Annotated in this window: 9 protein-coding genes and 4 pseudogenes; 3 read left to right on the top strand and 10 right to left on the bottom strand. The window is 70.1% G+C overall.

Annotation, left to right across the window (positions count from 1 at the left end; genetic code table 11):
* Positions 1–84: 84 nt before the first annotated feature.
* From guaA to FHX68_RS12490, 4 genes are all read right to left on the bottom strand, one after another.
* Positions 85–1668 (bottom strand): glutamine-hydrolyzing GMP synthase, encoded by a 1584-nt coding sequence (guaA, locus tag FHX68_RS12505; protein WP_141381211.1) that lies wholly within the window; start codon positions 1666–1668, stop codon positions 85–87.
* On the bottom strand, positions 1665–2138 hold the full coding sequence (locus tag FHX68_RS12500; RefSeq protein ID WP_141381212.1) for a DUF3817 domain-containing protein: 474 nt from the start codon (positions 2136–2138) through the stop codon (positions 1665–1667). The genes guaA and FHX68_RS12500 overlap by 4 nt, the downstream gene beginning before the upstream one ends.
* 92 nt (positions 2139–2230) lie before the next feature.
* Positions 2231–3076 carry an SURF1 family protein gene (locus FHX68_RS12495; protein ID WP_141381215.1) on the bottom strand — a complete coding sequence of 282 codons (846 nt, stop codon included), beginning with the start codon at positions 3074–3076 and terminating at the stop codon, positions 2231–2233.
* Positions 3077–3144: 68 nt separating this feature from the next.
* The gene (locus FHX68_RS12490) at positions 3145–4263 is read right to left on the bottom strand and encodes a GuaB3 family IMP dehydrogenase-related protein (protein WP_141381216.1); all 1119 of its coding nucleotides are present in this window, start codon (positions 4261–4263) and stop codon (positions 3145–3147) included.
* A gap of 75 nt (positions 4264–4338) precedes the next feature.
* On the opposite strand from FHX68_RS12490, the gene FHX68_RS12485 reads away from it, so the two are divergent.
* Entirely contained in the window at positions 4339–5217 is an 879-nt protein-coding gene (locus tag FHX68_RS12485; RefSeq protein WP_342353573.1) for an FAD-dependent oxidoreductase, read from the top strand.
* Here the strand turns inward: FHX68_RS12485 and manB are convergent.
* The 3 genes and pseudogenes from manB to FHX68_RS12470 form a co-directional block, all read right to left on the bottom strand.
* Positions 5189–5395 (bottom strand): annotated as a pseudogene (manB, locus tag FHX68_RS12480) (phosphomannomutase/phosphoglucomutase); the annotation flags it as partial. The gene FHX68_RS12485 and the pseudogene manB overlap by 29 nt on opposite strands.
* A 284-nt stretch (positions 5396–5679) precedes the next feature.
* Positions 5680–5766 (bottom strand): annotated as a pseudogene (locus FHX68_RS15980) (Rrf2 family transcriptional regulator); the annotation flags it as partial.
* A gap of 422 nt (positions 5767–6188) precedes the next feature.
* Complete coding sequence (locus FHX68_RS12470) at positions 6189–7706, bottom strand: IS1634 family transposase (protein ID WP_141381636.1); 1518 nt, start codon at positions 7704–7706, stop codon at positions 6189–6191.
* A gap of 121 nt (positions 7707–7827) precedes the next feature.
* Here FHX68_RS12470 and FHX68_RS12465 point away from each other — a divergent pair.
* Positions 7828–8973 (top strand): annotated as a pseudogene (locus FHX68_RS12465) (IS110 family RNA-guided transposase); the annotation flags it as partial.
* 209 nt (positions 8974–9182) lie between these two features.
* On the opposite strand, the pseudogene FHX68_RS12460 reads toward FHX68_RS12465, so the two are convergent.
* Positions 9183–10028 (bottom strand): annotated as a pseudogene (locus tag FHX68_RS12460) (phosphoenolpyruvate carboxykinase domain-containing protein); the annotation flags it as partial.
* 185 nt (positions 10029–10213) lie between these two features.
* A complete protein-coding gene (locus tag FHX68_RS12455) occupies positions 10214–11401 on the bottom strand; it encodes a globin domain-containing protein (RefSeq protein WP_141381333.1) in 1188 nt (395 codons plus the stop codon).
* 288 nt (positions 11402–11689) lie between these two features.
* Here FHX68_RS12455 and FHX68_RS12445 point away from each other — a divergent pair, with 288 nt between their 5' ends.
* Positions 11690–12091: an FAD-dependent oxidoreductase gene (locus FHX68_RS12445; RefSeq protein ID WP_373288685.1), complete on the top strand. Its 402-nt coding sequence runs from the start codon at positions 11690–11692 to the stop codon at positions 12089–12091.
* A gap of 66 nt (positions 12092–12157) precedes the next feature.
* Here FHX68_RS12445 and guaB read toward each other — a convergent pair whose 3' ends face one another.
* Positions 12158–13660: an IMP dehydrogenase gene (gene guaB, locus FHX68_RS12440; protein ID WP_141381331.1), complete on the bottom strand. Its 1503-nt coding sequence runs from the start codon at positions 13658–13660 to the stop codon at positions 12158–12160.
* Between the last annotated feature and the right edge of the window lie 150 nt (positions 13661–13810).

The following is a 13810-nucleotide window of genomic DNA, read 5'->3' as shown; positions in this document are numbered from 1 at the left end:
GGGCGGGCCTTCGCCGTCCCCGCAGCGTCCCCGGGACGACGGATGCCGGGGCGCGCCCCGGCATCCGTCATCCCCTCGGGGAGGTCACTCCCACTCGATGGTCCCGGGGGGCTTCGACGTCACGTCGAGCACGACCCGGTTGACCTCGCGCACCTCGTTGGTGATGCGGTTCGAGATCTTCGAGAGCACGTCGTAGGGCAGGCGCGTCCAGTCGGCGGTCATCGCGTCCTCCGACGAGACGGGGCGCAGCACGATCGGATGCCCGTACGTGCGCCCGTCCCCTTGCACGCCCACCGAGCGCACGTCGGCGAGCAGAACAACGGGGCACTGCCAGATCTCGCCGTCGAGCCCGGCCTTCGTCAGCTCCTCGCGGGCGATGGCGTCGGCATCACGCAGAATCTCGAGGCGGTCAGCGGTGACCTCACCCACGATCCGGATGCCGAGGCCGGGGCCCGGAAACGGCTGCCGCGCCACGATCGCCTCGGGCAGGCCGAGGTCGCGCCCGATCTGGCGCACCTCGTCCTTGAAGAGGGTCCGCAGCGGCTCGACGAGCTCGAACTGCAGGTCCTCCGGCAGGCCCCCGACGTTGTGGTGGCTCTTGATGTTCGCGGTGCCGGTGCCGCCGCCCGACTCGACGACGTCGGGGTAGAGCGTGCCCTGCACGAGGAAGCGGATCGGGTCGCCCTCGGCCGCCGCCTCGGCGAGAAGCTCCTGCTGCACCTTCTCGAACGCCCGGATGAACTCGCGCCCGATGATCTTGCGCTTCTGCTCCGGGTCGCTGACGCCGGCGAGCGCCGCGAGGAACGTCTCCCGCGCGTCGACCGTGATGAGGCGCACGCCGGTGGATGCCACGTAGTCCTGTTCCACCTGCTCGCGCTCGCCCTTGCGGAGCAGCCCGTGGTCGATGAACACGGCGACGAGCTGGTCGCCGACAGCCTCGTGCACGAGCGCCGTGGAGACCGCCGAGTCGACACCGCCCGACAGGGCCGACAGCACACGCCCGGAGCCGACCTGCTCGCGGATGCGAGCGACCTGCTCGGCGATCACGTTGCCGCTGTTCCAATCGGCGGGAAGACCGGCCGCCTCGTGCAGGAAGTTCTCGATGACCTGCTGACCCTGCTCGGAGTGCTTCACCTCCGGGTGCCACTGCACCCCGTAGAAGCACTTCTCCGCGTTGCCGAACGCCGCCACGGGCGTCGCGTACGTCGACGCGAGCACCTCGAACCCCTCCGGGGCGGCGGCCACCTGGTCGCCGTGGCTCATCCACACGATCTGATCGTCGGGCTGTCCGCCGAGGAGCACCCCCCCGTCGCCCGTGACACGGGCATCCGTCGCCCCGTACTCGCGGAGCCCCGTGTTCGCGACCTCGCCGCCCAGCTGCTGGGCCATCACCTGGAAGCCGTAGCAGATGCCGAGGGTCGGCACCCCGAGCTGCAGCACACCCGGATCGAGCGACGGCGCGCCCTCCTCGTAGACCGACGATGGACCGCCGGAGAGGATGAGGGCGACCGGGTTCTTCGCCTCGACCTCCGCGGCCGTGACCGTGTGGGGCACGATCTCGCTGTACACACCGGCCTCGCGCACGCGCCGCGCGATCAGCTGCGCATACTGCGCGCCGAAGTCGACGACGAGGACGGGACGCTGGGCGGTCTCGGTCTGAGCGGTCACCGGGTGCCTTCCGTGGCGGGGATGGTGGGAGCAGCTTCCGACGCCTCACGCTGCGCGAGGTAGGCCTTGACCTCGCGGCCGACGCGAGCCTCCATGAAGAACGACAGCAGCGGCACGATGCCGCCGAGGGCGAGCGTGATGAACCGGCCGAAGCCCCAGCGCATGAGGCTCCACACGCGGAAGCACGCGAAGAGGTAGACGACGTAGAACCAGCCGTGGGCGATGAGGATGCCGAGGCTGAGGTTCACCCCGTCGCCGGTGGAGTCGTGGCCGGCCGCGGTCTCGACGACCGGCGCGAACCACAGGAACCCGCCCGATCCGCCGAGGAACAGCTCGTAGCCGAACGCGTATTTGATGAGCATCTCGGCGCACAGGAGCAGCAGCATGACACCCGTGATCACCGAGGCGATCTGGTAGAAGCGCAGCGCGCCGCGGATCGCCGGGAAGGTGGCGAGCTTGGGCTGAGGCATGGGTTCCAGTCTAGTCGGCGGCCGGAGGCTCACTCTTCGTCGGACCGGTGGTGCAGGAGTGGTCTCCGGCGCCACACCAGGTGACTCCAGCCTCAGCGATCCGACGGATGATGAGCCGAGGCCGCCTCCTCGAGCGCCTCGACCTCCTTCTCCCAGGCGTCCCGCGCCAGGCGGTACCACATGTAGAAGGCGAATCCGGCGAAGATCGCCCATTCGACGGCGTAGAAGATGTTCAACCAGTTGACGTTCGACCCCTCGTCGGGCGCCGGCGAATCGATCGGCTGGAGGCCGGCGGGAAGGCTCTCGCCGGCGCCGGCGGTCTCGGCGGTCTCGGCGGTCTCGGCGACGAGGTACGGGCGGTACACGTTCAGCTCCGCCACGTCGTGCCATCGTCCGAGGAGCGCTGCCGGCGACATCCGCGTCATCTCGGTCGCCGGCGCTCCGCGCGGCGGCAGGGCGGGGCCTTCGTCGGAGATCAGGCGCCCCGTGAGCTGGACCGCGGCTCCGGGGTCGGCGTTGAGGGTGGACGCCGCGGCGTCGGCCGCGGCGCGGTCAGCCGTCCACCCGATCGCGACGGCGAGGGAGGTCGGGCCGTCCGTGGCATCCGCGACGGCCGCTGCGCCCGAACCGGTCGGGTCGACGCGCAGCTGCCCGGTCACCCAGTAGCCTTCCTCGCCGCCGTTGTAGCGCGACGAGACGACGAGGAAGTCGCCCGCGACGAACGCGCCGGCGACGTCGACCCGCTGGCCGACGAGGGGTTCCGGCAGGTACTCACCGGGGGCTACGACCTCGGCGATCGGCTCGACCTGCTCGGTGATGCCGGCCGGCGGCGGATCGGTGTCGATCGCCCGGCCGAGCTGCCACTGACCGAGCCACGCGAACACGGCTGCGACGAGCAGCGCGAAGCCGAGCATGCCGATCCACCACGGGCGCAGCATGACCTCGCGCAGGGTCGGCGGGAAGACCTCGTCGGACGCCGGCGCGCGTTCGGGTAAAGCGCCGGTCATCAGTTCACGGAGTACGGCGCGACGACGACCTCGACGCGCTGGAACTCCTTGAGGTCCGAGTAGCCGGTGGTCGCCATGGACTTCTTGAGCGCGCCGATGAGGTTCGCGGTGCCGTCGGCGACGGGCGCGGGGCCGTGGAGGATCTGCTCGAGAGTGCCGACCTGCCCGACCTCGACGCGCTTGCCGCGCGGCAATTTGGAGTGGTGCGCCTCGGGACCCCAGTGGAAGCCCTTGCCGGGCGCGTCGGTCGCGCGCGCGAGCGCGACACCGAGCATCACCGCGTCGGCACCCATCGCGAGCGCCTTGACGATGTCGCCCGAGGTGCCCACGCCGCCGTCGGCGATGACGTGCACGTAGCGTCCACCCGACTCGTCGAGGTAGTCGCGGCGCGCACCGGCGACGTCGGCGACGGCCGTCGCCATGGGGGCGTGGATACCGAGGGTCGCGCGCGTCGTCGACGCCGCTCCCCCGCCGAAGCCGACGAGCACGCCGGCGGCGCCGGTGCGCATGAGGTGCAGGGCGGCGGTGTAGGTGGAGGCGCCGCCGACGATCACCGGCACATCAAGGTCGTAGATGAACTTCTTGAGGTTCAGCGGTTCGGCATCGCTCGAGACGTGCTCGGCCGACACGGTGGTGCCGCGGATCACGAACAGGTCGACGCCGGCGGCGACGACGGTCTCGTAGAGCTCCTGCGTGCGCTGCGGGGTGAGCGCCCCGGCGACGGTGACACCGCCGGCGCGGATCTCGGCGAGGCGGTCGCGCACGAGCTCGGGCTTGATCGGCTCGGTGTAGAGCTCCTGCAGGCGGCGGGTCGCCTCGGTGGCGGGCAGGCCCGCGATCTCGGCGAGCAGCGGCTCAGGGTCGTCGTAGCGCGTCCACACGCCCTCGAGGTCGAGCACGCCGAGGCCGCCGAGCTGGCCGAGCATGATGGCCGTGCGCGGGCTCATCACCGAGTCCATCGGCGCGCCGAGCACGGGGATCTCGAACCCGAACGCGTCGATCGACCACGACGTCGAGACGTCTTCGGGGTTGCGGGTGCGGCGCGAAGGCACCACCGCGATGTCGTCGAACGCATACGCGCGGCGGGCGCGCTTGGCGCGGCCGAGCTCGATCTCCATGCTCACACGCCCAGCCTACCTGCGCACCCCCGCGCCCTCGCCTGCCGCGCCTCGGGAGCGCCCCCTCGCGACTCGATGGCAGTCGTGGCGGCCTCCACCGCCGGCACCCCACCACAACCGCCCACACCTCCCGGGCGCGAGGCATCCTCACCGAACGCGTGCGACGGGGTTCGTGTCGCAGCACCGTGTCGTGCGCGCGAAGCGCGAGCGGGCCGGCGCGCCAGGATGGGAGGCATGCGGATCGTGGTGGTCGGGGGCGGGGTGATGGGCCTCGCCACGGCGTGGCAGCTGACGCGGCGCGGCGAGCGGCCGATCGTGGTCGAGCGTTTCGCGCGCGGCCACCACGAGGGCGCGTCGCACGGGGAGACCCGCAACGACAACAACGCCTATGGCGACGCGCACTATCTCGACCTGCTGGCTCTCGCCCGCGAGGGATGGGATGCCTTGGGCGAGGTCGACGGCGAGCCGCTGCTGCGCCGACACGGCCTCGTCTCGCACGGCCCCGGACCGGCGCTCGGCGCGGCGAACCGTGCTCCGCTGGCCGAGCTCGCCGATGCGCTCACCGCCCGGGGCATCCCCGCCGACCTTCTCGACGGAGCCGAGGCGGCGCGCCGCTGGCCGGGGATGCGCTTCGAGTCCACGGTGCTGTACTCGCGCGACGCCGGCGTCGCGCGCGCCGCGGCGGCGCTGCGCGAACTCGAACGCCGCACCGTCGCGGCGGGCGGGGAGGTGCGCGGGAACACGCGTGTCGCGGCGATCGCCCCCGACGCCGACGGAGTCGATGTCGTGACGGATGCCGGTGTGCTCCGCGCCGACGTCGTGGTCGCGACAGTCGGGGCGTGGACCGAGAAGCTCCTCGGCGCGAGCGGCGACGCGGGGCCGGCGGCTACGGGCGGTGGCGTGACACGCGGTGGTGGCCTCGGCATCCAGCCGTGTTGGAGGGACGCAGGTTGAACCACAGCTCGTCCGTGGAGATGCTGCCGATCACGGTCACGTTCGCACCGCGGCGCGTTGCGCCCTCGGCAAACGCCGCCACGAACTCCGGGGAGGAGGGGCGCATGTCCCCGCCGACCACCACGCCCGAGCCCGCGAGGCCCAGGACGTCCACGAACGCCGCACCGGTGGCACGCACGGACGCGTCCTGCGGTTCGTCCCCCGACGACGCCGTGGCGCCAGCGGGTGCCCCGTCGTCCGCGGTCTCGTGGCCGGTGGCTCCGACGCTCGCGGAGGAACCGGAGGTGGGGGAGGCGGGGGACGGCGCCGTCGTGCCCGAGGAACTGGAGGGCGCACCTGGGGAACCGGGGATGGCGCAGCCGGTGAGCACCAGTGTGAGAGCGGCCGCGCCCAGTGGTTCAGGGGGCAGGCGGTCTCGTCCGCCTCGCACTCCACGATGGCGGTGTCCGCCTCGAGCACCCGCAGCACTTGACCCACGCGGGCCTCACGCCCCTCGTCCGTGAGCATCACCCCGCCGGAGCGCCCGCGCTGGGAGCACAGCAGGCCCATGCCGCGCAGCCTGGCCACGGTCTTGGCCACGTGGTTGTAAGGGGGCGCCCACGCCGTCGGCGATCCGCTGGGTGGACAGCATCGTCTCCGGTGCCAGCCCCGTTACCTTTTGAGCACCCCCGATCGCCGGGGGTCTGGTCGCTCGGCCGGGCATGGCTTTGTTGCCCTGCCATCCATGGTCCGGGGGGTGTTGCCACCCGGTCGAGAGACACGCGTTGACCGCTGATAGGGACACGGCCCAGCTCTGCTGAGGTCTCTTCGTAACGTGGGTGCCGGCACCGGGTGTCAAGACTGCGACCAGCAGTGATGCGTCAAAGGAGGACGACATCATGAACTCCGAATACGCGGTCGTCATCGGCCTGGACGTCGGTAAGACCGGGCACCACGCCTGCGCGCTGGACCCCGACCTGGATCGTGTCAGATTAGTGCCCCACGCCCGGCCGGAGTGCGGCGATGATGTCGGCGGCTTCCCCCGTTGGCGGGGTGGTCGCGGTGAGTTCGTGTCCGTCGATGGTGATCGTGACGTCACGCAGCGGGCGCAGCGCGCGGACGATACGGCGGACCGTCACGCCGGTGGTCTTGTAGAGGTGCCGGCTGATCGCGAGAGCGCAGAACACGACGGTGAGGTGCGCGTGGATCGAGTCCGCGGTCGACGCGAACATCGGCCTCGCCCGCAGGTCGGTCTTTGCCATCCGGAACGTCGCCTCGACCTGGAACAGGTCATGGTAGGCCGCCACGATCTCTGCAGCGGAAGCCGTCGCGGTGCTGAGGTTGGTGACGTACCCCTTGAGGCCGATGTATTCGCGGGCCTTCTCGACTCTTGCCCAGTTCACGCCGGGCCCCGTGCCGAGGGTGACGAACCGGTCCTTCTTCGCCGGGCGGGTGCCGGCAGCGATCTGCTCGGCGCGTTCGATCTGCTTGTTCAACGTGATGTTGTCGCGGATCTTCCGCTTGTGGGAGTACTGCCACACCACTCGCCGCTCCCGCGCGTTCACACCCGCACCCATGGTTCGGGTGGTCTCGACCGTCTCCCCATCGGTGACGATGTTCCCGACGGTCGCGTAGTGCTCGGCGAGATCGTATGGCGCGGAGGAGGTGCGGGAGCCGACGATGAAACCGAACCCGGCGTCCTCCAGCCGGTTCAGGTTCGCTGCGGACAGCATGCCGGCGTCCGCGACGACCACGACCTCGGTCGCGGAGTGACGTTCGCGGAACTGGTCGAGGACGGGCAGCAGGGTGAGGGTCTCGCCCCTGTTGCCCGCGAACTCGTGGACTTCGAGGGGGAACCCGCCCTGGTCCACGAGGAGGCCGACGAGGATCTGCGGGTCGACGCGGCGCTCTTTGCTCATCCCGACCTTGCGGAGCTTGTCTTCACGCTCCGCCTCGAAGTAGAGGGTGGTGACGTCGTAGAGCACGACGGTGAGCGGGCCAGATCGGGTCGCATGCGCGTAGGCTGCGGCGGCGATCTTCGACCGCCAGTCCTGCTCAACGCTGCGGGCGAGGGTCCGCCACACGGTCGACAGCGACGGCGCACCCGGGACACCGAGCTCGTCCCACACCCGCAGCGTGTCCGCCTTGCTGGTCGGCTCGACGACGCGGGCCAGGACCAGCTTCATGAATGTGTCGTTGCCGACCGCGTCGAACCCGAGACGGGCGTAGGCGTCCTCGAGGACATCCCACAACAACCTGGACCTCGACCCGGTCACCGTCGGCGCGGTCGTGGCCGGCGGCGTCGCGCCCAGCCCGTCCAGATCGAACGGGACATGCCCGGCCAGCTCCGCGATCCGCTCCCGCGCGATCGCGACCAGCACCGCGAGCTGCTCATCGTCGTGCGCGGAGCCGAGGTGCTCCACGATCGTCCGCACACCACGGGTCTTCGACGCGATCTGCACCGCCGTCGCACCCGACGCGGTGCGCACCTTCCGCACGAACCACCCCACCGAGCGAGTCTAGATCGACGCCATTAGTGCCCCGCACGAGGCACCAGCACCCCCGGAAAATCAAGCCTCAACGATCCTCAACCCGCGAAATCACCCGACGGTGACACGATCCAGGCCCGACGGGAACAAGCTCTTCGACAAGCCCCTGCCGCAGGACGAAGCTCAGCTGCGGGAACTGTTCACCGACCTCCAGCAACACGGCTCTGTGCTCATGGTCGTGGACCAGCCCAACACCATCGGGGCCCTTCCCATCGCTGTGGCCCGCGACGTGGGCTGCACCGTCGCCTACCTCCCCGGGCTCGCGATGCGCAAGGCTGCAGATCTCTATCCCGGCAGGTCAAAGACCGATGCGCGGGACGCGTTCATCATCGCCGACACCGCTCGCACCATGCCTCACACGTTGCGGCAAGTCGACCGCGACAACGAGGTCCTCTCCGCACTGAAGGTCCTGGCCGGCTTCGACGAGGACCTCGCCCACGAGACGACCAGAGCGCTGAACCGGATCCGCTCGTTGCTCACCCAGATTCATCCCGCACTCGAGCGGGTGTTCGCCGGCGGCAGCCTCTCCACGGCGCTGGTGCTGGACCTGCTGGTCAAGTTCGGCGGCCCCACCGGGCTCATAACCGCTGGTCGGGCACGGGTACTGCGCTTCGCTCGCTCGCACTCCCGCCGTGATCCGGAAGCACTGGTTGATCGGATCTTCGCTGCGCTCGGTGAACAGACCGTGGTCGTTCCTGCGACCGCAGCCGTGGAGTTGGTGATCCCGCGGGTTGCTGGCCAGGTCAAAGAGCTCAAAGAGCAGCGAGCAACGGTCGCGCGGGAGGTCGAGGCCATGCTGGAGAACTTCCCTCTCGCCTCGGTCTTGATGAGCATGCCGGGGATCGGCATCAAGACCGCTGCTCAGATCCTCCTGAACATCGGCGACGGTTCCGCGTTCGAGACCCCGGGCCACCTCGCGGCCTACGCCGGGATCGCGCCGGTCACACGAAGATCCGGGACATCGATCCGCGGCGAGTTCCCCGCCCGATCAGGTAACAAACGCCTGAAGAACGCCCTGTTCTACTCGGCCTGGGTCGCCTCGAACCACGACCCGATCTCCAAGGCCTACTACGACCGCAAACGCGCCGAGGGCAAGCGCCACAACGCCGCCGTCATCTGCCTGGCCCGACGCCGCTGCAACGTCATCTTCGCGATGCTCCGCGACGGCACCTACTACCAGCCCCCGACCACCGTCCCTAACCCCGAGCCGACCGCCCTCGCGGCTTGACTCAGAACATAGGGACACCCCCCCCCATGAGCAGCAGCACACGCAGCGCGATGTCCGAAAATGCCGTCAGCCGCACACTTGTCCCTTCTTCGCGGGCCGCCCTCTTCCACGCACGACGACGCCGCGCGGCCCATTTGGCCGCGCGGCGCGATCATATCCCGGTCACCGGGCGGTGTCTCGCCCCGCAAGTTCCCGCCCGGTGCCCGCGGTCAGCTCTGGCGCAGCCGCTCCTCCAGACCGGCGCGCTGCTCGAGGATGACCTCGGGGACGTCCTTCAGGCGGGCGAACCACTCGTCGATCCCGGGCAGCTCGTTCAACCACTCGTCACGGTCCACCCGCAGGGCGGCGTCCAGCTCCTCGTCCGAGATCTCCAGACCGGCGAGATCCAGGTCCTCCTTGGCGGGAAGGATGCCGACGGGTGTCTCGTGCCCACCGGCGGTGCCCTTGAGCCGCTCCACGATCCACTTGACCACGCGGGAGTTCTCGCCGAAGCCCGGCCACGCGAAGCCGCCGTCCGCAGTGCGGCGGAACCAGTTCACGTAGTAGATCCGCGGCATGTTCTCCTCGCCCATGCGGGCACCGGTGTCCAGCCAGTGCTCGAGGTAGTCGTTCGCGTTGTAGCCGATGAACGGGAGCATGGCCATGGGGTCGCGGCGCACCACACCCACCGCGCCCTTCGCGGCGGCGGTGGTCTCGGAGGATAGCGTGGCGCCCTGGAACACCCCGTGCTCCCAGCCGAAGGACTCGGAGACCAGCGGCACGGTGGTCTTGCGGCGGCCACCGAAGATGATGGCCGACAGCGGCACGCCCTCGGGGTCGTCGTACTCCGGCGCCAGAATCTCCACCTGCTTGATGGGGGTGCAGAAACGGGAGTTGGGGTGCGCGGCGGGACGCCCGGACTCGGGCGTCCAGTCCCGGCCCTTCCAGTCGGTGAGGTGCTCGGGGACGTCGTCCGTCATGCCCTCCCACCACACGCCACCGTCGTCGGTCAGCGCCACGTTCGTGAAGATGGTGTTGCCGCGGGCGATCGCGTGCATCGCGTTCGGGTTGGTGGACCTGCGCCTGAACGTCGAGGCCCCAGACGCCGCCGCCATGGAGACCGTGCGGGACACCGTCCTGCGCATTGTGCGCGAGGGCTGAGAGCCGAGCACACACCGCCCCGCGGGCACGACGACGCCGCGCAACCAGATCTGGCTGCGCGGCGTCGTCGTACGGAACCGGTGACAGGGCCCCGGGAAACTCAGGCGTTCGCGGTGCGCGCCTCGTCGTGGAGCATCCACAGGTCCGGGCCGAAGATCTCGTAGTGGATCGAGCGGCCGGGAACCCCGCCGGAGACCAGCTGCGAGCGCACCGACTGCATGAAGGCCAGGGGCCCGCACATGAAGACCTCGGCACCCTCGGGGATCTCCGCCTGGGAGACGTCCATGTGTCCCGCGAAGTCCCCCTCACCTGGTGCGGCGAGCCATGAGACGAGCTTCGCGTTGGGCATGCGGGAGACGTAGTCGCGCACGAGCTCGCGGCCGGGCCACGCAGCCTCGGAGCGGTCCGCGTGCAGCACGAGCACCTCGCGCTCGGGGTCCTCCCGCGCGAGCTGGTCCAGGAACGCCACCACCGGGGTGATGCCGATGCCCGCAGAGACGAGCACGAGCGGGCCGTGGAAGTCCGGGTCCAGGGTCACGTCCCCGTAGGGGTTGGAGATCTCCAGGACGTCACCCACCGCGATGTCCTCGTGCAGGATGGGCGAGACCTCCCCCTCGGGATCCTCGCGCACCACGATCCGCCGGTGGCCGGGGTCGCTCGGCACCAGGGTGAACTGGCGGGGCTGGCGCAGGCCGTCCATCACGACCACCTGGATGGAGATGTACTGGCCTGCCACAGAGGGCGTCATGGGGGTGTCGTCCGCGGGCTCGAACTCGAAGGCCACCACGCCCTCGGCCACCGGTTCCTTCGAGATCAGGCGGAAGGGCGCGAACATGACGTCGTTGGCCTGCTGGGAGTAGAGCCCCTTCTCGATCTTGATGAGGGCGTCCGCCATGAGCCAGTAGACCTCGTCCCACGCGGCCACCACCTCGGGCGTCGCCGCGTCCCCCAGGTCCGCGGCGATCGCGCCGAACAGGTGCTCGTGCACGGTGGGGTACTCCTCGGGCAGCAGGCCCAGGGAGGCGTGCTTGTGGGCCACGCGGGAGAGCACCTCGTCCGGGTACGAGTCCGGGTGGTTGAGCAGGTGGGACGCGAACATCGCGATGGACCCGGCAAGCGCCTGTGGCTGCGTGCCGTTCTTCTGGTTCGCTCGGCTGAACATCCCGTCCAGCAGGTCCGGGCGGGCCTCGAACATCGACTTGTAGAACACGGGCGTGATGTTTGGGATGCGTTCGCCGATGATGCCGATGGTCGCTTCTACGACCGGGCGGGACTTCTCGGACAGCATGGCGGCTTCCTCTCGTCGACATGTGACGGAAGCCAATTTAGCATTCCAGATGCCACTTAGATAGCCGAGGTGGGCGTCCCCGAATCCGGCTGCTCGGGGGGTCGCAGACCCAGCTGCACGGCGATCGGACCCACCTGCCGCGGATTGACGAGCTCCGCGATGCTCACCGTGTCCAGTTCCCCGTAGAACGCCTCGCGCGCGCCGGCCAGGGCCCTGCGCAGGCGGCAGCCGCTGCCCCGCCTGCGGGTCACCGAGGAGACCCCCGCTCATTTCACGCCCCGGATCGACGTGCCGTGGCCGTCGTTCAACCACTTCGTGGCGCCCGGCTCGCAGCCGGCGAACGTCTACGGCATGCCGACGCCGGGCGAAGGCGTCAAGGTCGGGTTCCACGGCATCGGCGACGAGGTCGACCCCGATGCGCGCCCGCACCGGAGCGTGCGCCAGCGCGAGCTGCGCGCGTACGTGCGCGAGTGGTTCCCCGGCCTCGACCCCGACTCGGCCGTGCCGATCTCGTGCACGTACACGACGACGCCCGACGAGGCGTTCGTGCTCGACCGAGTGGGCCGGGTGGTCGTCGGCGCGGGATTCTCCGGCCAGGGATTCAAGTTCGCCCCCGGCGTCGGCGCGACGCTCGCCGAGCTGGCACTCGACCCCACCGCCCGCGCCGACCCCGCGTTCCGGCTGCGCTGAACGCGCCCGCTCGCGCGTCGACTTGTGGGCAGTCGTGGGGGGCGCCGCGGCGCGCCGCCCCCGGGCTCAGCGTTTGTAGTTGGGCGCCTCGACGACGATCTGCACGTCGTGCGGGTGGCTCTCCTTGAGGCCCGCGGCGGTGATGCGCACGAACTTTCCGCGCGCCTTCAGCTCCTCGATCGTGCGCGCGCCGACGTAGAACATCGACTGACGCAGGCCGCCGACGAGCTGGTACGCGACCGCCGACACGGGGCCGCGGTACGCGACCTGGCCCTCGATGCCCTCGGGGATCAGCTTGTCGTCCGAGGGGATGTCGGCCTGGAAGTAACGGTCCTTCGAGTACGAGGTCTTCTTGCCGCGCGTCTGCATCGCCCCGAGCGAGCCCATCCCGCGGTAGAGCTTGAACTGCTTGCCGCCCTGGAAGACGATCTCGCCCGGCGACTCGTCGGTGCCGGCGAGGAGCGACCCGAGCATGACGGTGTCGGCCCCGGCGACAAGCGCCTTGGCGATGTCGCCGGAGTACTGCAGACCGCCGTCGGCGATGATCGGGATGCCCGCCTCGCGGGCGGCCTGGTACGCCTCCCAGATCGCCGTGACCTGCGGCACGCCCACGCCCGCGACGATGCGCGTCGTGCAGATCGACCCCGGACCGACGCCGACCTTCACGGCGTCCACACCCGCGTCGATGAGCGCCCGCGCGCCCTCGCGCGTCGCGACGTTGCCGCCGATGACGTCGATGTGCTCGAACGTGGCATCCGTCTTCAGCCGCGTGACCATGTCGATGACGCCCTGCGACTGTCCGTTCGCAGTGTCGACGACGATCACGTCAACCCCGGCGTCGCGGAGGGCCTCGGCGCGCTCCCACGCGTCGCCGAAGAAGCCGATCGCCGCGCCCACGCGCAGCCGTCCCTGGTCGTCCTTCGTCGCGAGGGGGTACTTCTCGCTCTTGTCGAAGTCCTTGATCGTGATGAGTCCGGCGAGCTTGCCCGCGTCGTCGATGAGCGGCAGCTTCTCGACCCGGTGCTGCGCGAACAGGGCGATGACCTCGTTCGCGCCGATGCCGACGCGCCCGGTCACGAGCCCCTCGGTCGTCATCACGTCGCGCACCTTGGTGGTCTGCCGCTCGAAGCCCGACACGAAGCGCATGTCGCGGTTCGTGATGATGCCGACGAGCGTGCCGGCGTCGTCGATCACCGGCAGACCGGAGATGCGGTACTGCGCGCAGAGCCTGTCGACCTCGTCGATCGTCGCGTCCGGCGTCGTCGTGATCGGGTCGGTGATCATGCCCGACTCGCTGCGCTTGACCTGGTCGACCATCGCGGCCTGGTCGGCGATGGAGAGATTCCGGTGCAGGATGCCGAGGCCACCCTCGCGGGCCATCGCGATCGCCATGCGCGCCTCGCTGACGGTGTCCATCGCCGCCGACAGCAGCGGCGTCGCCACCGTGATGCGGCGAGTCACCCGCGATGACGTGTCGGCCTCTGACGGGATGACGTCGGTGTGCCCCGGAAGGAGCAGCACATCGTCATAGGTCAGACCGACGAAACCGAACGGGTCGTTGTACTCCACTGGCTCTCCTGCCCCTCGCGCGCGCGTGTATCGATTGTAAGTCGCGCGGGACCGCGTTCATTCCGCACGGCGAGACCACGGCGGCACCCCCCACGACGATCCGACGAGAACATTCCGATAACGAGTCAGTAGTCGAAACAATCCGGACAC

It is taken from the genome of Microbacterium lacticum, from assembly GCF_006716815.1.
Classification (GTDB): Bacteria; Actinomycetota; Actinomycetes; order Actinomycetales; family Microbacteriaceae; genus Microbacterium; species Microbacterium lacticum.
The sequence above is the reverse complement of the archived record's forward strand: the minus strand, read 5'-3'. Positions and strand labels throughout refer to the sequence as shown.

Coding starts and splice junctions, on each gene's coding strand:
- FHX68_RS12455 (WP_141381333.1), bottom strand. CDS start 11,401: ATGCTGTCCGAGAAGTCCCGCCCGGTCGTAGAAGCGACCATCGGCATC.
- FHX68_RS12490 (WP_141381216.1), bottom strand. CDS start 4,263: ATGGAGATCGAGCTCGGCCGCGCCAAGCGCGCCCGCCGCGCGTATGCG.
- FHX68_RS12485 (WP_342353573.1), top strand. CDS start 4,339: ATGGCAGTCGTGGCGGCCTCCACCGCCGGCACCCCACCACAACCGCCC.
- FHX68_RS12500 (WP_141381212.1), bottom strand. CDS start 2,138: ATGCCTCAGCCCAAGCTCGCCACCTTCCCGGCGATCCGCGGCGCGCTG.
- FHX68_RS12495 (WP_141381215.1), bottom strand. CDS start 3,076: ATGCTGCGCCCGTGGTGGATCGGCATGCTCGGCTTCGCGCTGCTCGTC.